Below are 21,615 nucleotides of genomic sequence, written 5' to 3'. Positions count from 1 at the left end.
TTATTTGAAGAATGCAGAGGCGTGGTGGCCTGGTGCTTCGCAGATTGTGGGTCAAGACTTGTTAGATGAGTGATGGTCATGCCTCACTTATCCATCATGAATGTCTTGCCTGGCGTAGTTAGCATCAGTGATTATGCAAATCGCATAGTAAAACTTATGTAAATCGCGAAGTATCATTTATGCAAATCGCACATTTTAGAGTTGTGTGGAGGCTAACGTAAAACCTGGGAGTACCTTATGTATTTTGAGCGCGAAGGCGGTGTGGTGCCTCATTTAGTTTGAGCGCGAAATAGATTGTTGGCATGAATGATGGAGTGGTTTGTTTGGGGACGCGCATTGATCGCCGCCGTGAGCTAATGAAACAATATATGAAACGAATAGCCGCTAAGAATCGTTAACCGCTTTCTTCCAAGGTGTATTACCCCTCCTAGTCTCGCCCAGTTTAGTACCGCCTGAAACCATATTCCCTGCTTTGGTTTTTCCCGTTTACCCATTTGAGTAAACGGGAATCCGGGGGGGCTTTATTGCAGTTTTTGGTTCATCTTTTTGACTTCGGCGCGAGCCACTAGCCAATTGAATAGCCAAATCAGCAGATAAATAAGCACTATTGCGATGATTACCCCGAGCATATCGAAGCTAGAGCCCCACCATTTAAGGTAGCTGCCAGCTGCGATCCCACAGGTGAGGATGATCCCGAAATGCAGGGCGGTATTGAGGATGAGCGGGCGGGTTTCGTTACGGTAAAGTAACCCCGCGAAGCTACTAATGATGCCGTAGGCTGCATAAATCAGCCGCTCAATTAGCGCTGCCATGTTTTCGTTTTCAAAACTGTTTAAGAATTCTGGAACCCCAGGCGAATAGCTAGAAGAATAAAGAGAAGCGAAAATAAGTTCAATACTGGTGCCGATAGTGATCCCAATGCAAGCCCCTACCAGGGTGAGACCAACAATTTTTTTAGTTTCCATGGGTTTTCTCCTTTGTGTAAGTTAAAGATTTTCTGCGGGGGGGGTTAGATCCCCAGTTTGGATTTGAAAGCTGGCAGTTGCCGGCGGGAAACGTAATAGCGAGAGCCGTCTTTTAGCTGCACACTGATCGTTCCCGAGAAAGAAAGATCAAGTTTTTTGATTGTGGCAATATTGACGATTTCTGATTGCGAAATACGTATGAAATCGTCTGCAGGCAGAGATTCTTCGAGTTCGTACATTCGGGCTTTAATCCGCCAATCACCCTTACTGGTGTGGGCATAGACCGTTTTCTTTTTAGTGAAGAACGCGAGTATCGAGCGCACTTCCAACACCGTGGCGTCATTACCGCTTGTCCCGATGAGGCGGCGAAGCGGGTGCTCGACTGCGGGGGAGGAGGTGCTATCTAGGCTACCGGAAGCGAGCCTTTGAATCGCTTGCACCTCAGCGTCGACCTTCCGTGCCGTTACCGTAACGATAGTTTCGGTTACAGTGGGATCAATCGTGAGCGTGAATTTCATTCCGTTCCGACTCCTTTCCTCTCGTACTTACCGGTGATAATCCGCAAAACCAAGACGTTTGCGTATCAGCTATTTACAGTTAAATGCCTCAGCGCTGACAGTACAAACAATCTGAACTAAGCGGTATAAAACCCGCGCCAAGCGGGCAGATTTCGAGGCTCCCGCCCACCCTCAAAGGCGGGTTTTCTGCGCTGAAAGACCTTCCGGGGAAAGGGGTGACAAATCGGGGGAGGCTCCCTATAATCGAACGTATGTTCGATAAGTTGGCTCAGTTGCAGCGCCTGGAAAAGGCGCGCCAGGTTTTGGGGATGCAGTCTCACACCCCCAAGCCGCTGGCCAGCGCTTATCAAAAGGTAGCGGGCGGGGCGCAGCTGCTAGAGATGGCCGCCGAAAAAATGGGGGAGAGCGGCTGGGCAGTATTCCTAGATTTCCCCGATCTAGGCTGGCAACGCGCCTGGCAAATCGGGCTGGACTTAAGACGGGTAATCACCATTCCCTATACCGGCGGCAGTGCTCTGGCATGCGCCCAACTTTTCGTACCTTGCGCGGCAGTGCTGGCTATCGGGATGGTAGATTATGGCCCGCAGCAACAACGGATTTTAACCGCGAAAGCACGCCGCTCCGGCTGCGTAATCCTGTCTGCACCGGCCTGGGCAGGCGCTATCTCCCTAGAAGCCAGCGCCCTGCCCGCGACAAGTTCCCCGGGGGTAGCAACCGAGATAAAGGTGAGTGCCTGATGGATACTCAGTGCTCTGTAACCCCTCTACTGGTGTTATTGGGCTTGTACCTGGCCTTTAGTTTTCTCCTAACTACCTCTATAGACGCGAGGAGGATGCGATGAATAACAGGTTACTAGCCCTCTATATCCCCGAGTGGCCAGCCCAAGCCGCCAAACTCCCCCTAGATGAAGCAGTCGCGTTGTGCAGCGGCGGGCGGGTACAGGCAGTCACGGCTCCCGCGCGCGCCGCCGGAATAAGGCCGCAAATGCGACTAAAGCAAGCGCGCACCCTCTGCTCCTCCCTCAAAGAAAAACCCTATTCACTGGCAGATGCGGAACTAGCATTTCAACCGGTTATCGAGGCTGCAGCCCAGCAACTCTATTCCCCCAAGAGCTGGTTTCCGGGACTGGTGACCGCCGTACTTAGTCGCAGCCAGCGCCGCGCAGAAACCGCCCTCGCTGCAGAGCTAACCGAAGACTTAGCGCAGGTAGGATTCGCGGTACAGATCGGGATCGCTAGCGGTACTTTAGCGGCGTGCCTAGCTGCCCGCGAACAGCTAGTGGTGGCTGATTCTGGGGTAATGCCTTTTCTGGGCGCGCAACCCCTAAGTAGCCTGGGGTTTTTCTTGCGTCCGGGGATAAAAATAAGCGGATTAGATTTCTCCGACCAGTACCTAGCAAAAATGGTGGACAGCCTAACCCACTTGGGAATCACCACTTTGGGGCAAATGTGCGCCCTGGGACGCCCGGCATTAATCCGGCGTTTCGGCACTCTGGGGGCGCTTAGTTACGACTTAGCTAGCGGACAAAATCTAGAGGACGCTGCCCGGGTGAAAACCGCGCCCGCTCCACCCGGTCTCTGTCAGTTCTTCACCCCACCTGCCAGCTCTCTTACCCAGCTGTTACTGCCTGCCAGGGCGTTAGTAGTGGAAATGTATGCCCGTCTGCGTGCAAGCGGGCAGGTGTGCACTCAGGTACAGTTTATTTGCCGCTGCGAAAACGGGAAAGTACTTAACCGCAGCTGGAAGCTGGGGGTAGACGTTAGCAGTAAAGACCTAGTAGAGAGGATAAAACACCAGTTAGAGACGGTTACGGTCGGAGGTAGTGGCAGCGAAACGCTGGGGGCAGTCTCCCAGATAGAACTACATCCTTTGCAGGTGGTGGATGCCCGTCAGGCGATGACCCCGCTTTGGGGACGAAACGCGGATCCTCCCCAGGAACTAGATCAAGCAGCCCGCAATGCCAGCAGCCTATTGGGTAGACGCGGGGTACGGGTACCTCATTTAACCAGCGGATATGATCCGCGTTCAGTGATTGAACTAAAAACTTGGCAAGAGCGGGAGAGCCAGAAGCAACCCCGCCCTAGAGTCGGAGCGCTTACCGGGGTAGCACCAGAAACAGTTTTCATGCACCCCAAACCGGCGGGAATTATCGATAGCCGCGGCCACAAAATCCTGCCTGGACGAGACGGACAGTTAAACGCCCCGGTCAAATGGGTGCAAGTGGCCGGACGTAAAATCGAGGTGCAAAAAACCGAGGGACCCTGGCCGATAAATGGACAGTGGTGGCGCCCCGGGGCGCCCAATCACTTAGGGCCGCGAATTTTCCTGCGAGCCTACGGCGAGCAAGAAACCTTACTGCTGGTATACCGCAAATCCTCCTGGTGGTTAGATGCCTGGGAGGGGTAAAAATGAGCGGCTATATCGAGTTGCACGCCCATTCCGCCTACTCCTTTGCGGTCGGGGCGTGTTCGCCGCGCGAAATGGTGCGGGGAGCGAAAAAACTGGGGCTATCCGGTTTAGCGCTACTCGATTATGACGGAGTTTACGGGTTAATGGAGGCCCGCGCCGCTGCCCGCGAAGCCGGCCTCGCTTTCTTGCCGGGGTGCGAATTTACTTTAGAGGACGAAACCCATCTGCCGGTTATCTGCCGCTCTGACCAAGGGTATTCTGCTTTAACTGGGGCAATCAGTGCTCATCATCTAACTGCTGGCAGGCGGGAAGCAGACCGGCAAAACCTAGCCGAATTAGCCTCCTGGGCAAAAGGACAGTGGCTAGTATTAACCGGCACCCGCGCCGGACCGCTCCGCCGCGTACTTTACCGCTCCGGAATCACGGCAGCTACTCGCTTCCTCGAGCAACTAAAAGAGAAGTTCGGGGCAGAAAATGTAGCGGTAGAGGCCGCCTTAGCTGGTTTCGATGGGGAAGAGCGTCTAGCGGCGCAGCTAGATCACTTGGCACGCAAAACTAAGTTACCCTTAGTAGCCACCAGCGCTGCCCGCTGCGCTGACCCCGCCAGCCAACGCCTGGCAGATGTTATGACCGCCACCCGTCACCGCCTGCCCCTAGATAAAGTCCAAGACTTCCTCCCCGCCGCGCACGCCATGTTGCGTACCCCGACGCAACTGCACCACATCTATCAGCAGATTCCCCACGCCCTCGAAAATGCTGCCACAATCGGAAAAGACCTGATATTTGATTTTTCTACCCCGGTGCCGCATCTGCCTTTAGCTCGGGTGCCGCCCGGTTATAGCGCCGACTCTTACCTAGAGCAGCTTTCCTGGCAGGGGGCGCGTAGTCGCTACGGGGATCCGGTGCCGGAAAAAGCGGCAAAAACAATTCGGCAAGAATTGAAAGTGATTTTCCAAAAAGGATTCTCTGGGTATTTCCTAATCGTGAAGGAAATAGTTGACTACTGTTTTTCCTCCGGTATCTATGTGCAAGGACGCGGCTCCGCCGCGAACTCGGCGGTCTGTTACTGCCTGGGAATCACCGCGGTAGATGCAGTGCGTCACCAAATGCTATTCGACCGTTTCCTGACCCCCGACCGTAAAGATCTGCCCGATATTGATCTGGATATTGAAGCTAATCAACGCGAAAAAGTACTGCAGTACGTTTACGCCAAATATGGACGGGAAAATGCTGCTCAAGTGGCTAATGTGATCACTTACCGTCCGCGAGCCGCGCTAAAAGACGCGTCCCGCGCCCTCGGCTATGATGCTAAAACTGCCGCGAAATGGGCGCGGCTAGAACGGACTGCCTTACCGGAAAATGTACGAAAAATAGCGAGAGAGCTACAAAAACTTCCGCGTCACCTGGGGATTCACTGCGGGGGCATGGTACTTTCTGATAAGCCGCTTACCGAAGTGGCCGCGATTAACTGGGCAAATATGCCGGGGCGAACCGTGGTGCAATGGGATAAAGATAGCTGCGCCGAAGCCGGGCTAGTGAAAATAGATTTACTCTCCCTGGGGATGATGGGGGCGCTGCGTACTGCTTTTGAAACTTTGCAGGCTCATGGCGAAAAATCACCCTCCGGCGAGCCCTGGCGCCTGCATAACTTACCCCCGGAAGATCCCCGGGTTTACCAGCTGTTACAGGCAGCCGATACCGTCGGGGTTTTCCAGGTAGAGTCCCGCGCTCAAATGTCCACCCTGCCGCGCCTGAAACCAAAATGTTTCTATGACTTGGTAGTCGAAGTGGCTTTGATTCGTCCCGGCCCTATCCAAGGACAAGCAGTCAATCCTTATTTGGCGCGACGCTTAGGGAGCGAAAAAGTCACCTACCTGCATCCGCTACTAAAACCCGCCCTGGAACGCACCTTAGGGGTGCCACTTTTCCAAGAACAACTAATGCGGATCGCTAAAGATGCCGCCGGGTTTAACGGTTCCCAATCAGATAACCTGCGCCGGGCGATGGGACGGAAAAACCCGGGCGAACACCTGGCCGATTTACGCGCCGAGTTTTTTCAGGGCATGGAAAATAATCAGATCCCGCCGCCGGTACAAGAAAAAATCTGGGCACAAATGTCCGGTTTCGCCGAGTTTGGGTTCCCAGAATCCCACGCTTTTTCCTTCGCCTACCTGGTGTATGCCTCTGCTTGGCTAAAAGCCTATTATCCCGCGGTTTTCTATGCCGCGATCCTTGCCAACCAGCCGATGGGGTTTTATTCCCCGCAATCATTAATTTCTGATGCTCGCCGTCACGGAATAAAAATCCTACGCCCAGACGTAAACACCTCCCAGAAAGATTCCGTTCCCGGAGGCGGTCTCACTTCCCTAAACCTGGGGCTATCAGAAATCCGCGGGATGCGTTCATCATGGATAGAAAGTATCTTGCACGCCCGCGCTGCCGGTCCCTTTAAAACCCTAGAGGATTTCACTTCTCGCGTGCCTCTGCCTACTTCAGCGTTAGAGCTTTTGTCCGGCTCTGGTGCGCTGTCTTCTCTGGGGGTAAGTCGCCGCGAAGGCCTGTGGCGTGCGCCCCTGCTATCTGTCAAGAAACCCCATTTTTACCAGCCAGAACTGCCGGGACTTATCCTCGCGGAAACCACCCCGCCTTTCGAGCCTTTAAGCACCGGGGAGCAAGTAAAATGGGATAGTTCTGCCCTGGGAATCAGCCTGTGGGGATACCCCACGAAACTACTGCGACCAGAGCTTACCCAGTGGGGAATCCTCCCGGCCGCTCAGCTGCGCCCAGCTTTAGCCGGTAGGCGCTTAAGGTGCGCGGGAATCATTACCCACCGTCAGCGTCCTCACACTGCCAAAGGGGTAGTGTTCCTATCTTTAGAGGATGAAACCGGGCTAGTCAACGTGATCTGCCAGGTTGGTTGCTGGCAGCGTTACCGCCGCCTCGCCCTCAGCCAAAACGCCCTAATCGTGCGGGGAATCCTGCAAGCCAAAGACGGAGCCCTAGCGCTACTGGCAGACAAAATTGAGCCGTTAAACCTGCCGGTAGAAACCAAATCCCGGGACTTTCGCTAATAGCGGTTGACCGTTTTTAGCCAAGTGCTCTCAAACTAGCCAACCGCGACTATCCAAATATTTATTTCCCGGTGCGAGCCCTCCGCGAACGCCGCGCCCCATCGAGTTCCTCTAATACCAGGCGGCGCAGCGCTTTATCGGCATCCGGATTTTCTGTCAGCCAGCGTTCAGTTCGCTCCACCAGGTCAAAGCCTTCCCGGCTTTGAATAGCTAAGGGGTAAAGGCCTCCGACTAGCGATTCTGCCATATGCAGAGTGCGGGTCGCCCAAATATCGTTAAGAGCAGCAAAATAAGGCTCAATCATATCAGCCGCATCTGCAGGTTGCAGCCAAAGGGAACGTGCAATCCCGGCAGTCAAAGCATCAATCTGCCCGTTGGTTAGGGTGGTGTCAGTGAGAACTCGCTGCGCCCACTCCGCCTTGTTTTCCCGCCCTGGCAGCGCGGCACCTGCTAAGAAAGCGTTCTCGCGGCCAGTAATAGTATCGTCACTTTCCGCCATTCTACGGATCGTATCCGCATCAGCCAGACCGTTAGCGGCTAAAGCGAAGAGCATATCCCAACGCAGATCTGTATCGACGCTGACCCCATCAATCACATTACCATCCTGGTACCAGCATTTGATTTCTTTTGCTTCTTTTGGTCCAGCTACCTGCAAGAATGCTCGTACTAACTGACGTTGACGATCCGAGGCTGGTTCCGCGTCCTCTGCCAGAGCTAAAAGTGCCGGCGCCAGCAGGCGATGCGCACTATCGGGATCGGCAGCATAATAAGCCAACGCCCCTTGAATATGACGCAAAATTCCGTTCAAAACCGAAGAGTTAGTTTCGTGTTTGAGCGCCTCCAACGCCATGTCCAGGTATTTAGAAGCACTCAAATCGCCGTCGCGCACCATATCCCAGGCGGCACACATGATGACTGCCCGCGGCAAAGAGTCCTCGAAATCTCCCACCCGCGCGCGGATAATCTCCCAAGATTTCGCGTCGAAACGAATCTTGGCGTAGGCCAGATCCTGGTCGTTTAGCACATAAACGTCATGTTTGGTTCCCACCAAACCCGGAACCGCAGTTACCTTGCCTTTAACATCCGCACTTGCCCGACGCGCCAACACCAGTTTCCCGCGGGAATCAAAATCATAAGCCCCTACACTGGTGGCATGAGGGCGCAAACTGGTACCTTCCTGGGGCAGAGACTGCACAATCTGGAAGCTGGTGACCTTTCCGTCCTCATTCCGTTCAATCTGGGATTCTAGTTGGGTAATCCCTGACTCTAGTAGCCAAACCTTACTCCATTCGTCCAGGTTGCGCTCGCTAGTCTTTTCCAGTTCCGCCAGGAAATCTGCCAAGGTGGCATTAGAGTATTCATGGCTGGCGAAATAGTTACGTAAGGCCAGCAGGAAGTTTCCGCCTCCCACATAGGCCACCAGTTGCCGTAGAACACAAGCACCTTTGGAATAGGTAATGCCATCGAAATTGACTTCCACATCTGCTAAGTCGCTGATGGGCGCCACAATCGGATGGGTAGTGGGCAGCTGATCACAGTTAACCCCCCACACTTTACGCATAGTAAATCCGGTCCAAGCGTCACTAAAACGAGTACCTTCCGCCATGCACCAATATGACATAAACTCGGCGAAAGATTCATTTAGCCACAGATCATCCCACCATTTCATGGTGACCAGATCCCCGAACCACATATGGGCGAGCTCATGCAGAATCGTGTTGGTAAGCTGCTCGAGCTGGGCTCCAGAAGGTTTGGTGCGGAAAATATATTCATCCCGGAAAGTAATACAGCCCGCGTTTTCCATTGCCCCCGCATTGTATTCGGGAACGAAAATCTGGTCATATTTGGTAAAGGGGTAAGGACGGGCATAGCGGGATTCGTAAAAACGGAAACCAGCAATAGTTTGTTCCAGCACAAAATCCGCGTCCAGGTATTCGGCTAGGGATTGGCGGCAGTAAACCCCCAGGGGAATAGTGCGTCCATCAATGCTGGTAAGCACGGATTCCACCTTATGGTAAGGGCCAGCCACCAAAGCGGTAATATAGGTCGAAATTAGGGGAGTTTCCGGGAAATCAAAGCGGTGCCGCTGGGGTTCTCCGGCTCGTTCCACCTTCAGAGCCTGTGGGCAGGGAGTATCCATATTGGATAGCACCGTCCAGCTTTCCGGTACTGTCACTGAGAACTGGTAGGTAGCTTTCAAATCTGGCTGCTCAAAGCAGGCAAACACTCTCCGTGCGTCCGGCACCTCGAACTGGGTATAAACGTAGGTGAGGCCATCGGCGGGATCAGTAAAACGATGCGCGCCCTCGCCGGTGTGCATATAGGCACAGTTAGCAACAACTTCTAGGCGGTTTTTCTCAGCTAGATCACTAAGTTCAATCCGGCTGTCGCGGTAACAAGCGGTACCCAAGTCTTGTCCGTTTAACTGGATAGAGAGCACTTCCGGGGCGATTAAATCTACAAATGTGCTGGCTCCAGCTTTAGCCTCAAAATCAATTACCGTGCGGGAAGGAAAAGTTTCTCCATTTTCTGATAGTTCCACCTGAATGGTGTAAGCAACTTTTCCAATAACGCTCTTGCGTGCTTGTGCCTCAATCTTTGTCAGATTTGTACCCGGCATGACCTCTCCTGTTTTTAGACCTATTTTAATGCTTGTATCGGCGGCTTCCTATTCCCAGATTTTCACCCGTTCCTCCGGCTCCATCCATAGCTTATCCGAGGATTTGGTTTGGAAGGTGTCGTGAAAAGCGTCCAGGTTGCGAACCACTCCGTTACAGCGGAATTCGGCGGGGGAGTGCGGATCCACTACCAGGCGTTGACGAGCGGCTTCTGGACGGATTGCGGTGCGCCAGGCTCGTGCCCACGAGTAGAAAAACTCTTTCGCAAGTTCGCTTTCCTCCGGGTGGGTTGTGCGCCAAGCTTTAAAAGCAATTGCTAATCCTCCCAGGTCCCCAATATTTTCCCCGATAGTTAGGGCACCGTTGACATGCACGTCCTCGTCAGCTAGTTCGCTGGGACAGTAAACATCGTATTGGGCAATCAAAGCAGCGGTTCGTTTAGTGAATTCTTCCCGGTCAGCCTCGGTCCACCATTCGGTTAATTTGCCATCACCATCATAGTGAGAACCCTGGTCATCAAAACCATGGCCGATTTCATGGCCAATAATCGCGCCGATGCCCCCAAAGTTGGCGGCGTTTGACGCTTTAGGATCAAAGAACGGGGGCTGTAAAATCGCGGCCGGAAAAACAATTTCATTAGTCAACGGAGAGTAGTAGGCGTTCACCGTTTGCGGGCTCATATGCCATTCTTCTCTATCCACTGGTTTTAAGATCCGTGCCAGCTGGAAGTCGGTTTCAAAAGCACTGGAGGCACGAATCATATCTACCAAGGTGTCTTGCGCACCGAACCGCAGACCGGAGTCATCTTGCCAACAGTGCGGATACCCAATTTTGCAGGTAAATTTGGAAAGTTTTTCGAGGGCGCGCGCACGGGTTTCAGCCCCCATCCAATCCAGGTTACTAATCGCGTCTTGATAGGCATTTAAAAGTGCTTCTACCAGTGTCTCCATTGCCGCGCGGTGTTCGGGCGGGAAATGATAGGCCACATAGGCGCGCCCGAGAGCCTCATCTAAAACCGATTCCACGGTTCCCACCGCACGTTTCCATAGTTCTGGCCGTTGCGGTGTCCCCGACAAGGTAGTGCCGTAGAACTTAAAACGTAGCTCTTGCAGCTTCGGATCAAGATAAGGAGCGAAAGCCAATACTACTTTCATCTGCAGATATTGCTTTAAGATTACTAAGTCGGTGTCAGCCCATAGCCGGGCAAACCCCTGCTGATAGGAGGGCATATACACATTAATCGGGTCTGCTCCGTTCTCTAGTTTTAACCCTAGACCCTCCGCCCAAGCAGTATAGGCAAACCCCTGATTTTTACCGATGAACTCGTGGAAAGTAGTCGGGTTATTAGTGGCTTGCGCGTCGCGGCTACGTACCGCATCCCAATGGTTTCCCGCTAGTGCAGTTTCAAAATCGAATACTTCCCGGGCGAAGGCGGATTCCTCGCCCGCGGTAGCAATCCCGCTTTCCAGCGCTATTTCCGCTAAAAATTCCCGGTATTTTTCTCGAATCTCGCGGTGTTCATCCTGATGGTAATATGATTCATCGGGCAGTCCTAGCCCCGCCTGGTAGAACTGGGCAATATAGCGCTGCGGATTTTCGGCATCGATACTAACCAGGAAAGCTACTGGAGAATCGATGCCTTCTCGCTCTAATTCCCCAAGGGTTTTGGCTAACTCCTCGCGGTTCTGGCAATCATTGATTTTTCCAAGCAAAGGCGCGATTGGGGTGGTTCCCTGCGCGGCGAGTGCTTCTTGATCTAGGTAAGCCTGAAAGAGTTGTCCGATCCGGCTAGCATCAAAATCCCAACGCTCGCTGCTGGTTTCACAGCCATCCGGGCGCTCCAGTTTACCGGCAGCTGCGTCTTCACACAGAGTGCGACAATGAGCCAGCGCACCCTCTACCAGCTCCCGGAAAGCTCCATCAACAGCGCGGTCAGCTGGAATTTCATAGCTATCTAGCCAGGCGCCATTAATATGGCGATAAAGATCATCTTGAATACGCGGGGTCTGCCCCAGGGAATTTTCGCTCATGCTTTAAGCCTAGATATTCCCGGCGGTTTGGCAAACATAGCGCCCTCAGTAAGAATTGCCTTATGCCAGAGGGACATTCTATTCACCGTTTAGCCATAGCTTTTAGTGAGTTATCGAAACTAGGGATTGCCCGCGCATCTTCCCCTCAGGGGCGTTTTGCTGCGGGCGCGGCCGCTCTTGATAACGCAAAAATTACTCGCCCCTGGGCTTGGGGCAAACACCTCTTCCTCGATTTTGATATTCCGCAGCCAGCAACTTTGCATGTGCATCTAGGACTTTATGGTTCCTGGAAGTTTCAAGCAGGGCAGGGAATAGTTTTACCCGGACATATCGGAGCTCCCCGGATGGCGGGAGAGCACCCCGGAGACACCTATAAACATTTTTCCGGACAGTTCCAGCCGGATTCTCCCGGAGAAAATGTGCGGCTCCGGCTAGAGTTTTCTCGGGCGGTAGCGGATTTGTCTGGCCCTAACCAATGTGAACTGCTCGATAAAACAGGGGTAGAGAAAATTTTGGCTCGCCTAGGCCCTGATCCGCTAGTGGACTCGTGCGATTCTCAAGGTTTTATTGCCCGCGCCCGCAAAACTACGCGCCGAATCGGGGAAGTAGTTATGGATCAATCCTTCATTGCCGGCCCCGGTAATATTTACCGTGCTGAATGCCTATTTTGCTGCGGAATTAATCCTAACCGGCAGGCAGCTAAAGTGTCAGTGACACGCCTACAGGTGCTATGGGAAGATCTACGTTCGCAAATGCGGCGCGGCCTCAAAGAAGGTCTAATTTGCACCACCGATGATCCCTCTCAGGGACGTTTTTGGGTTTATCAGCGGTCTGGTGAGCCCTGTCGACGTTGCGGGGGAATTATTCGCGATCAGATAGTGGCCGGCAGGCGCAGTTACTGGTGTCCACAGTGTCAAAAGTAAAAACTTTTGCCAGGGCTCAGCGATTTGCCCACCCTGATGCTGGCCGCAGCAACGTCCTATTCGAAAACTACCGTGCGGTTGTCATTAAGCAGGATTCGGCGTTGGCAATACCAGGTAACGGCCTGCGCCAACACCCTTCGCTCGACATCTTGCCCCTTTTGAATCATGGAGGCCGTGGAATCACGGTGTGAAACCGGGATTACCTCTTGGGCAATAATCGGTCCTTCGTCTAGGTCGGGAGTTACAAAATGAGAAGTAGCCCCAATCAGTTTCACTCCGCGTTGATGCGCCTGATGGTAGGGGCGCGCCCCTTTGAAGGAGGGCAAGAACGAATGATGGATATTAATCACTTTTCCGTGTAAGCGCTGACAAACTTTATCGGAAAGGATCTGCATATAGCGCGCCAGGACAATCAGCTCTACATTTTCCGCCTCTATCAGCTCCAGCAGTTCCGCCTCAGCCTTAGCCTTGGTTTCTTTACTGACCGGGATACAAAGGAACGGCACGTCATAGAACTGAGCGAGGGGAGCTAAATCAGGATGGTTACCAATCACCGCCACCACTTCGAGCGGCAAATTCAGATTGCGGCGACGATATAACAGATCAGTAAGGCAATGCCCCTCCTTAGAAACCATAATGATGGTGCGAATTTTCTTCCCGACTTCATTAATGTTCCACTGCATTGCATACTGTTTCGCTAGGGGAGCAAAGGCCGTACGCACTTCCGAAAGTGGGCGAGAAGTGTGAATCTCCACTCGCATAAAGAAACGATCAGTTTCCGGATCATCGAACTGTTGAGAATCAACGATATTGCCCTGTTGCTCGACAATTACTTTCGTGACCTCATAAACAATGCCCGGACGGTCAGGGCAAGAAAGGGTCAAAACAAGATGAGCTCTAGCTTCAGTCATGGCGCAAACTATACCAGCGGGAGCGCCAAGAGTCGTTTTTGCCCCAAACTTTACGTTACCAAGATGTGATGAACCGATGAGCTTAATGTTTTTTTGCGCTAACATTGAAACACCCGCTAGGGCAAGCGACATATGAAGCTAGCAAGAGGAGGACTCCATGAGCGAAAATGACTTGGCAGATCCCTTAACCACCGCGATTATTGGCGCTATCAGGGATGATGATTTGCCGGGTAACAGCTCTCTTTCGGAAGATGCCCGCAAAACGATTGCACAGCTTCCTGAAGGCTCTGCTCTGCTAGTGGTTGTGCGCGGCCCGAATCTGGGAGCCCGTTTCTTACTTAACGCTGAAAAAGTTTCAGTAGGCCGGAAACCTAACTGCGATATTTTCTTAGATGATGTAACTGTTTCCCGTAAACACGCTGTCTTTGTTCGAGATGATACCGGTTATGTGATGCGTGATGCCGGATCCCTCAACGGCACCTATATTAATCGCGAACGAGTGGATTCTGCCCACCTAAAAACCGGTGACATTGTCCAGATTGGTAAATACCGGATGGTTTACTATTCTTCGCGCAAGGACTCATAGAGTTGCAGACGGGAGCGGCACAACGTCGCTCGGTGCCAGCAGCTAGCCCCATAGCTTGGCCTCCGGGCGTTTCGGATAAGGCAGTATTCTCTATCGGGAAAGTGGTAGAGCGAATAAAGAGCGAATTCCCCACTATTTCTGTTTCTAAACTGCGTTTCCTAGAGGAACAAGGAATTGTTTCTCCGGCTCGTACTGCCTCGGGATACCGCAAATATTCGGCAGCCGATATCGAGAGGGTGCGTTACTGTCTTACCCGTCAACGTGATTCTTTTATGCCCCTGCGGGTTATTAGAGAAAATTTAGCGCAGCTAGATGCAGGACGTAGTCTAGAGGAAGTACAAACAGAGCCTAAAGCTGCACGTCTGGTGGCTTCCGAGGGACAGCTGGTGGCTTCCTCAGCGCCCGATGGGACGCTTACAACTCGCGAACTGCTAGATTTAAGCGGGATTTCCACCGAAGAACTAGATACTTTTGTGCAGGCTGGACTGGTTTCCCCGGATCTTTCGGGGCGTTTTTCCGCTCGTAGCCACCAGATTGTTAAGCTGGCCAGCATCTTGGTAGAGCAGGGGATTCCCCCTCGCCAATTACGGTTTTTAAAAACCTCGGCACTACGCTTGCTGGATTTGGTTGAACGGGCGGCTAGTCCGGTGAATTATCGCGCCACTCCCGTGGCGAAAGCGCGACACCTTTCAGAAACTAGAGAACTTTCCGAAGCTGCTGCTCAAATGTTCTTGCAGATGGTGCGAGTTTCTGCAGAAAAGCTGAATTAAACCTCAAGTAAAGCTTTAGACTTTCCGTTGATGGTTCTTGACCGGTTCGGTTAAAAAAAATACCGTTAAGGGAGAAGTTAGCTCAATAATCAGGGAGTTGTCCATGGATAGGCAGCCGCGCCCGCAGCGTTCGCAAGGCATGTTATTTGGAGATACCTTGGCGGATCTGGATACCGAAACCGGCTATCGCGGCCCGATTGCTTGTAAAGCGGCGGGGATAACCTACCGGCAGCTAGACTATTGGGCACGCACCGGTTTGGTGGAACCCACGATTCGCTCCGCGAAAGGTTCCGGTTCGCACCGGCTTTATTCCTTCCGCGATATTCTGGTATTAAAAATTGTAAAACGCCTGCTAGATACGGGCGTGTCGCTGCAACAGATTCGTGTAGCGGTAGAGGCCCTTTCAAAGAGGGGAGTAGACTCGCTTTCCTCTATTACCCTAATGTCGGATGGTGCTTCCGTTTATGAATGCACCTCTACAGATGAAGTTATCGACCTGGTGCAGGGGGGACAGGGCGTATTTGGAATCGCCGTAGGGCGTGTGTGGCGAGAAATTGAAGGCACCTTGGCAGAGCTCCCAGTGGAATCAGCAACAGAACCGTTAAGAGTTCCCGATGAATTAGCTGCCGCTCGGGCTCGGAGAAATGCTGGGTAAGGCTGAAAATTCTATTTTTCAACCGGCATATTTACTGGAGCTTTAGGTACTTTAGGCCAACGGCGAGTATATTTGAACAAGTTTTGGGAGTGAGCCGCCGGCTGTACAGCCAGAGTAGGCTGCCTATCAACCCACCATAAAGGAGCAACCTATGCCGATTACTGCCGCTAAAGATTCTCTCAGTGCATTCGATCAGTGGAATGAGACTATTTCCGGTTTGCTAGATCTTGCCTATGCAAACTCCGTAGTATGGCTGCTAATGATCACCCTACTAGGGGTGGGCATCTGGCTCACGGTACGTACCAAAGGCATGCAGATAACCATGTTCGCTCACATGCTCAAGGTGATTACCCGTTCCCGAACAGGCTCTGAAGGTGGGGTTTCTTCCTTCCAAGCGTTTGCTATTGGTCTCGCCGATAGGGTCGGTACCGGCTCGATAACCGGAGTAGCCCTGGCGGTAGTCGCCGGCGGTCCCGGTTCAGTTTTTTGGATGTGGGTAGTGGCTCTGGTTGGTATGGCCACCGCTTTTGTCGAGGCTACCTTGGCGCAGTTGTTTAAGGTTCGCAACGGAGATGGCACATTTAGAGGCGGGCCTGCCTTCTATATTCAACGTGGTCTGGGGTCGCGCTCCTGGGGAATAGTCTTTGCGGTGCTACTAATTTTCGCTTATGGATTTAGCTTCGAAATGATCCAGGCGAATTCTATTTCCCAGTTAGCCAACTCTGATTATCTTGGGTTTCCGGTTTGGGCAACCGCCCTCATCCTGGTGTTGTTAACCCTGCCGCTGGTAGTAGGGGGAGTACGTAAAATCGCGCAATTCTCCGAGTATCTAGCACCTGCGATGGCAATGCTCTACGTAGGAATGGGAATCCTGGTAATTATCCTGAACTACGAGCGGATTCCCTTCGTTTTCAAAGAAATCTTTATGGGAGCCTTCGGGCAGTCAGATACCTATATGCCGCCGGCAGTTGCCGGAGCCGGGGGTGCATTTATCGCCGCGATTACTACCGGTACTAAACGCGGTCTGTTTACCAATGAGGCCGGGATGGGATCAGCTCCTAATGCTGCTGCTATCGCCACCGTGCGTCACCCCGCCACTCAGGGAATGATCCAAGCCTTGGGCGTATTCGTGGACACCATGTTGGTTTGTACCTCCACTGCCTTCATCATTTTGATGTCAGTGCCATTCTGGGATAAACAAACTCACGAAGATGGGGCAGTGCTCACTATGGAATCAATAGTGACTTCTTTGGGATCTAATAGCACCACCAGAAACGTTGTGTTTGTGTTTGTAATGATGATGATGGTTTGCTTCGGGTACTCCACTATCTTGGGTAATTACACTTACGCGGAAACTAACTACAAGTTCATCGTGGGAGTAGACCGCTCGGCTTTACCCCTCAAATTACTAGTAATTGCCTCTACCGCGATTGGTGCGATTCTCCCCTTGAAATCGGTTTGGTCAATTGCCGACTGGGCGACGGCTCTGATGGCACTGGTTAACCTGGTAGCTTTAATTTTCCTCGGGAAATGGGCAGTTGGTGCTTTGCGCGACTATCGGGCACAAATGAATACCAATGATCCCGAGGGGCCAATTTTCTGTTCGGATAATAATCAATACTTGCCGGGGGAGCTCCCCACCCGGGTATGGAAAACCCCGGGCGGGTTTGATCCTACTTGGGATACTGCTGCTTCCCCGGCAAGCCAGGCTAAATAGCCGTTGAAGGTTCGCTCTTCTTAATCGAGCTGTTCAAATTTGCGGCTCCACGCCGAACGGATTGGGTTGGCGTCCGCCATCATAATCTCCAGACGGTCATTAGCTACCTCTACCACCTGCCCCAAGGCGACTACCCGTTCATGTCGCGGAGAATTCTCTAGGCGGTGAAGGCCATCCTGGATAATCTCATCAACGCTATCCATCCGTGAAAGTAGCGCCACTAGCGGCAGATTGAACTTCTCGTGGTAAGAATTTTCCAAGGTGTGCAGCTGCGTTTTTTGCTCTTCCGTGAGTTGTCCCAAGGCTAGTGATCCCACATCTTGAGAGATTTCCTTGGCTTCAGTCTCGCTGGCGGTTAGCATCGCGGTTACATCCGGGTAGGAAGCAATCAGCTGATCTTGCGCCTTTTTATCTGCCACCATTACCGCATCTTGGAAGGCCTCTTTAAGTTGGCCAGCATCTTTGAAGGGTCGCATCTCGGCTGCTGCCTGTAACGGCCACGTTACCCCATTAAACAAGCGGGCAAAGGTACTTACAAACTCCTCGGAACTCATCTTATTAACTGCCCGCAAAGAACGCCGCTTGCCGGTAGTTCCCAGAGCCACATCCTCGCCTTTAGAATGCGGGCCTACGTGGAAGAACAGAAGGTTAAGTAGAATCGCGGTGATCGAACCTAGGGTTACACCGGAGGCAAAGAAAATCTGTGCCCAAGCTGGGAAAACATCCGCGATTGAAGGCTGGAAGGATACCAGCATAGCCAAAGCGATCGAGGTAGTCAGGATAATCCCATTTCGGGTGTCTGAAAGGTCAACGCGCGAAAGAGTTTGCACCCCTACTAACGCTAGGTTAGCGAACAAAGCCAGAGAGGCTCCCCCCAGAACCGGAGAGGGGATAGAGGCTACGATTGCGCCGGCCTTGGGAATGACTCCCAGGATGATCATAATTCCACCAGCAACTGCTACTACCCAGCGAGAATGTACTTTAGTTAGTCTTACTAGTCCAATGTTTTGCGCGAAACAGGTGTAGGGGAAGGAGTTGAGGATTCCACCCAAAGTGGTGGAAAGACCATCGGCACGCAAGGCGGCAGTTATTTCTTTCTTGCCAATACGTTTGCCCACGATTTCGCCGGTGGCAAAGACGTCGCCAGTGGTTTCCACCATAGTCAGTAGCATTACCACAATCATGGAAATGCAGGCAGTCAAAGAGAACTGGGGCCAGCCAAAATAGAATGGGGTAGTGACCGCAATCCAAGACGAATGCCCGACTTCCGCAAACGAGGTATCACCGAGGGCGGCTGCCACACCGGTACCAATTACTAAGCCCGCTAGCACGGCCAGAGTACCCATAAATCCTTTAAAGAAGCGTTGAATCAACACGATTATTGCCAGGGTTCCCAAGGCATAACCTAAGTCGCGACCAAGCACCGGTTGCCCAGGTTCAACGTGATTAATTACATCCGCTGCGGACACTCCCAGCAAAGTGGTACCCATAGTGGTTAGCACAATTCCGATAACTAGAGGCGGGAAAAATCGAATCAGTTTGGCAAAAAGTGGTGCCGCAAAGAAAGTGAATAGTCCAGCCACGATAACCGCCCCGTAAATGGTCGGTAGTACCTCGGTGCCGCCATGTTGGTTTACAGCTAAACCAATGGCAATCATAGGGGAGATTGCCATGGTAGTTACGCCTTGGATGATCGGTAGGCGCACCCCGATCCGCCAAAAGCCAATTGACTGAATCAAGGTAGCAATCCCACAGGTAAATAGGTCGGCATTAATGAGATGTACCGTAGTGGTGGGGTCTAGTTTCAATCCGTGCGCAACAATCAGGGGAACAACCACTGCACCCGCGTAAAACGCTAAAACGTGCTGTACTGACAGCAACGCCGTCCGTGGAACCGAGGGGATTTGTTCGACCGGATGTTTCTTAGTATCTTTCTGCTTTATTTCCGCCTCTAGGGTTTCACCTAGTGCTTTTAGTGGCGGGTTTAGCGGCTCGTCAGCTGCCATCGTGGATATTCTCCTTTGTAATTTCGGAATACTTCCAAAGCAATTCAAACGCTTGCTAGCGCTAAACTCAAAATAGCAACGAGGTGCTTAGCTAAGAGAGGGGCAAGGCAAAAGTACTAGTTTCGCTCTCTATTCCTTTAGTTGACATAATGTACATTATCGGATTGTACTTACGGCACAATTCAGAATCCGCTCTGCACGTTTGTTAAATATTCCTGCACAAGTACACGTTTTTTAAGACAAGCTGTTAGCATCGACAGTATCTAAAACCCGAGTTAACTAAGGTTAGAAGGAATAACGAATGGCCTTTGAGTGGAATCAGCTTGATCAACGCGCAGTAAACATGGCTAAGGTACTGTCTGGTGACGCGGTAGAAAAAGCAGGTAACGGACATCCGGGAACTCCGATTTCTTTGGCCGCAGCCGCCTATCTGCTATATCAGCGACACTTACGTTTTGATCCTCAGGATTCTAATTGGCTAGGACGGGATCGCTTTGTGCTTTCGGTTGGACACGCCTCGTTGTTGCAATATATTCAGCTTTACTTGGCTGGCCAAAGCATGGAACTGGCAGACCTAAAGAATTTTCGTACCCTGGGTGCATATGCTCCCGGACACCCCGAGTATGGACACACTAAGGGCGTAGAGGTAACTACCGGGCCGCTGGGCTCCGGCTTCGCAGCTGCCGTTGGATTCGCGATGGCTTCACGACGAGCCCATGGAATGTTAGATGCAGACACTCCCCTAGGTGAAAGTCCCTTTGACCATAATATATATGTAATTACTGGTGACGGCTGCCTGCAAGAAGGTATCTCTGGCGAGGTTTCCTCGCTAGCGGGTTTGCAAGACCTGGGTAACCTCATTGTGATTTGGGATGATAATCATATTTCAATTGAGGACGACACTAACGTTTCCTTCCAAGAAGACGTTCTCGCACGTTATCGTGCTTATGGCTGGCACACTCAGCGAGTAAATTGGCTACAGAAAGATGGCGGTTACCACGAGGATGTCGAAGCCTTAGACCAGGCAATAAATGCCGCAAAGGCAGAAACCCACCGTCCTTCAATTATCGCCTTGCGCACAATTATCGGTTGGCCCTCGCCCACTTTACAAAATACCGGCGCCATTCATGGAGCAAAGTTAGGAGCAGCGGAGCTGAAAGGATTAAAAGCAGCTCTGGGCGCGGATCCCGATAAAACCTTTGATATTGATCAAGAAGTAGTCAACTACACCCGCGATAATGCAGCTGCACGCGCCCAGGCAGCTCATAGCGATTGGGATGCTCGCTTTGAACAGTGGAAACAAACAAATCCAGATAAACATAAGCTTTTAGAACGGATCCTAGCGGGTAAACTTCCCGAAGGCCTTGCGGAGGCACTGCCGGTATTTCCGGCGGGAGAACCTTTAGCTACCCGCGCGGCCTCTGGAAAAGTTATTTCCGCGATTGGTCAGGTAATGCCCGAATATTGGGGTGGCTCCGCAGATCTGGGAGGATCCAATAAAACCACGATTGCCGGGGCAGCTAGCTTCATTCCCGAATCAGCACAAACAGATATGTGGAAAGGTAATCCTTTCGGGCGAGTTCTGCATTTCGGGGTACGCGAACACGGCATGGGCGGAATCATGAATGGTATTGCTCTTGACGGGTTAACCCGAGTTTTTGGGGGAACCTTCTTTGTGTTTAGCGACTATATGCGAGGAGCAGTACGCCTGGCTGCATTGATGAATATTCCGGTCACCTATGTCTGGAGTCACGATTCCATCGGGGTTGGCGAGGACGGCCCCACACACCAGCCAATCGAGCATTTAAGCGCGTATCGCGCTATTCCTAATCTGGCGATGGTACGACCGATGGACGCTAACGAAACCGCAGCTTGCTGGCTGGCGATTTTGCGTCAGCGCGGACCTGCCGGTTTGGTTTTGACTCGCCAAAACGTTCCTGTTTTCCAACGCGAAGATATGGAAGGCGCAGATGACGACGCTTTGGCTAGCACCAAGAATGTACATAAAGGCGCCTATGTTTTAGCTGATTGCCAAGGCGAACCCGAGGTAATCTTGCTAGCCTCAGGCTCCGAGGTGCAATACGCCCTACAAGCACGCACTACCTTAATAAAAGAAGGGATTGCTACCCGGGTGGTTTCAGTCCCCTGTATGGAATGGTTTAAAGCACAAGATGCTGCCTATCGTGAACAGGTTCTTCCTTCTGCGGTAAAAGCCCGCGTTTCGATTGAGGCAGGTTTAATAGATTCCTGGCGCGACCTGGTGGGTGACAACGGAGAAAGTGTCGGTTTAGACTATTTCGGTGTTCCAGGTGCAGCCACCGAACTGTTCACGTATTACGGGCTGGACAGTGAGCATGTAGTGGCTGCTGCTAAACGTACTCTCGCGCGGGTAAACTCCTAATACGATTTTTGCTAATCTACCGGCGCAGTATTGGG

The 21,615-nt window shown here is 52.2% G+C and carries 15 protein-coding genes; 9 read left to right on the top strand and 6 right to left on the bottom strand.

What is annotated here, in order from left to right; genetic code table 11:
* Positions 1-521: 521 nt before the first annotated feature.
* Positions 522-965 carry a DUF3021 domain-containing protein gene (locus tag EFB02_RS05710; RefSeq protein ID WP_122820555.1) on the bottom strand — a complete coding sequence of 148 codons (444 nt, stop codon included), beginning with the start codon at positions 963-965 and terminating at the stop codon, positions 522-524.
* 44 nt (positions 966-1,009) lie between these two features.
* Positions 1,010-1,483 (bottom strand): LytTR family DNA-binding domain-containing protein, encoded by a 474-nt coding sequence (locus tag EFB02_RS05705; protein WP_122820554.1) that lies wholly within the window; start codon positions 1,481-1,483, stop codon positions 1,010-1,012.
* Between the two features lie 251 nt (positions 1,484-1,734).
* Between EFB02_RS05705 and EFB02_RS05700 the strand changes: the two genes are divergently transcribed.
* From EFB02_RS05700 to EFB02_RS05690, 3 genes are all read left to right on the top strand, one after another.
* Positions 1,735-2,220, top strand: a complete 486-nt coding sequence (locus tag EFB02_RS05700; protein WP_122820553.1) for an ImuA'/RecA-like NTPase — start codon at positions 1,735-1,737, stop codon at positions 2,218-2,220.
* A 100-nt stretch (positions 2,221-2,320) separates the two neighbouring features.
* Positions 2,321-3,889 (top strand): Y-family DNA polymerase, encoded by a 1,569-nt coding sequence (locus EFB02_RS05695; RefSeq protein WP_122820552.1) that lies wholly within the window; start codon positions 2,321-2,323, stop codon positions 3,887-3,889.
* A gap of 2 nt (positions 3,890-3,891) precedes the next feature.
* Positions 3,892-6,963: an error-prone DNA polymerase gene (locus EFB02_RS05690; protein WP_122820551.1), complete on the top strand. Its 3,072-nt coding sequence runs from the start codon at positions 3,892-3,894 to the stop codon at positions 6,961-6,963.
* 61 nt (positions 6,964-7,024) lie between these two features.
* On the opposite strand, the gene pepN is transcribed toward EFB02_RS05690, so the two are convergent.
* Both pepN and EFB02_RS05680 read right to left on the bottom strand, forming a co-directional pair.
* On the bottom strand, positions 7,025-9,583 hold the full coding sequence (gene pepN / locus EFB02_RS05685; protein WP_122820550.1) for an aminopeptidase N: 2,559 nt from the start codon (positions 9,581-9,583) through the stop codon (positions 7,025-7,027).
* A gap of 48 nt (positions 9,584-9,631) precedes the next feature.
* Complete coding sequence (locus EFB02_RS05680; protein ID WP_122820549.1) at positions 9,632-11,611, bottom strand: M13 family metallopeptidase; 1,980 nt, start codon at positions 11,609-11,611, stop codon at positions 9,632-9,634.
* A 62-nt stretch (positions 11,612-11,673) separates the two neighbouring features.
* Here EFB02_RS05680 and EFB02_RS05675 point away from each other — a divergent pair, with 62 nt between their 5' ends.
* On the top strand, positions 11,674-12,534 hold the full coding sequence (locus tag EFB02_RS05675) for an Fpg/Nei family DNA glycosylase (protein ID WP_122820548.1): 861 nt from the start codon (positions 11,674-11,676) through the stop codon (positions 12,532-12,534).
* A gap of 56 nt (positions 12,535-12,590) precedes the next feature.
* On the opposite strand, the gene purU is transcribed toward EFB02_RS05675, so the two are convergent.
* Positions 12,591-13,445 carry a formyltetrahydrofolate deformylase gene (purU, locus tag EFB02_RS05670; protein WP_122820678.1) on the bottom strand — a complete coding sequence of 285 codons (855 nt, stop codon included), beginning with the start codon at positions 13,443-13,445 and terminating at the stop codon, positions 12,591-12,593.
* Between the two features lie 157 nt (positions 13,446-13,602).
* Between purU and EFB02_RS05665 the strand changes: the two genes are divergently transcribed.
* The 4 genes from EFB02_RS05665 (at position 13,603) to EFB02_RS05650 (ending at position 17,173) form a co-directional block, all read left to right on the top strand.
* Positions 13,603-14,031 (top strand): FHA domain-containing protein, encoded by a 429-nt coding sequence (locus EFB02_RS05665; protein ID WP_122820547.1) that lies wholly within the window; start codon positions 13,603-13,605, stop codon positions 14,029-14,031.
* A gap of 2 nt (positions 14,032-14,033) precedes the next feature.
* Positions 14,034-14,801: a transcriptional regulator FtsR gene (ftsR, locus tag EFB02_RS05660; RefSeq protein ID WP_160115378.1), complete on the top strand. Its 768-nt coding sequence runs from the start codon at positions 14,034-14,036 to the stop codon at positions 14,799-14,801.
* A gap of 103 nt (positions 14,802-14,904) precedes the next feature.
* Positions 14,905-15,456: a MerR family transcriptional regulator gene (locus tag EFB02_RS05655; RefSeq protein ID WP_200831544.1), complete on the top strand. Its 552-nt coding sequence runs from the start codon at positions 14,905-14,907 to the stop codon at positions 15,454-15,456.
* 151 nt (positions 15,457-15,607) lie between these two features.
* Positions 15,608-17,173, top strand: a complete 1,566-nt coding sequence (locus tag EFB02_RS05650; RefSeq protein ID WP_122820545.1) for an alanine/glycine:cation symporter family protein — start codon at positions 15,608-15,610, stop codon at positions 17,171-17,173.
* 20 nt (positions 17,174-17,193) lie between these two features.
* Here EFB02_RS05650 and EFB02_RS05645 read toward each other — a convergent pair whose 3' ends face one another.
* The gene (locus EFB02_RS05645) at positions 17,194-19,179 is read right to left on the bottom strand and encodes a solute carrier family 23 protein (RefSeq protein WP_122820544.1); all 1,986 of its coding nucleotides are present in this window, start codon (positions 19,177-19,179) and stop codon (positions 17,194-17,196) included.
* A gap of 301 nt (positions 19,180-19,480) precedes the next feature.
* Here EFB02_RS05645 and tkt point away from each other — a divergent pair, with 301 nt between their 5' ends.
* Positions 19,481-21,580, top strand: coding sequence for a transketolase (tkt, locus tag EFB02_RS05640; RefSeq protein WP_122820543.1), 2,100 nt, complete (start codon positions 19,481-19,483; stop codon positions 21,578-21,580).
* The last annotated feature ends 35 nt before the right edge of the window (positions 21,581-21,615 follow it).

It is taken from the genome of Varibaculum vaginae, assembly GCF_900604285.1.
GTDB lineage: Bacteria > Actinomycetota > Actinomycetes > Actinomycetales > Actinomycetaceae > Varibaculum > Varibaculum vaginae.
The sequence above is the reverse complement of the archived record's forward strand: the minus strand, read 5'-3'. Positions and strand labels throughout refer to the sequence as shown.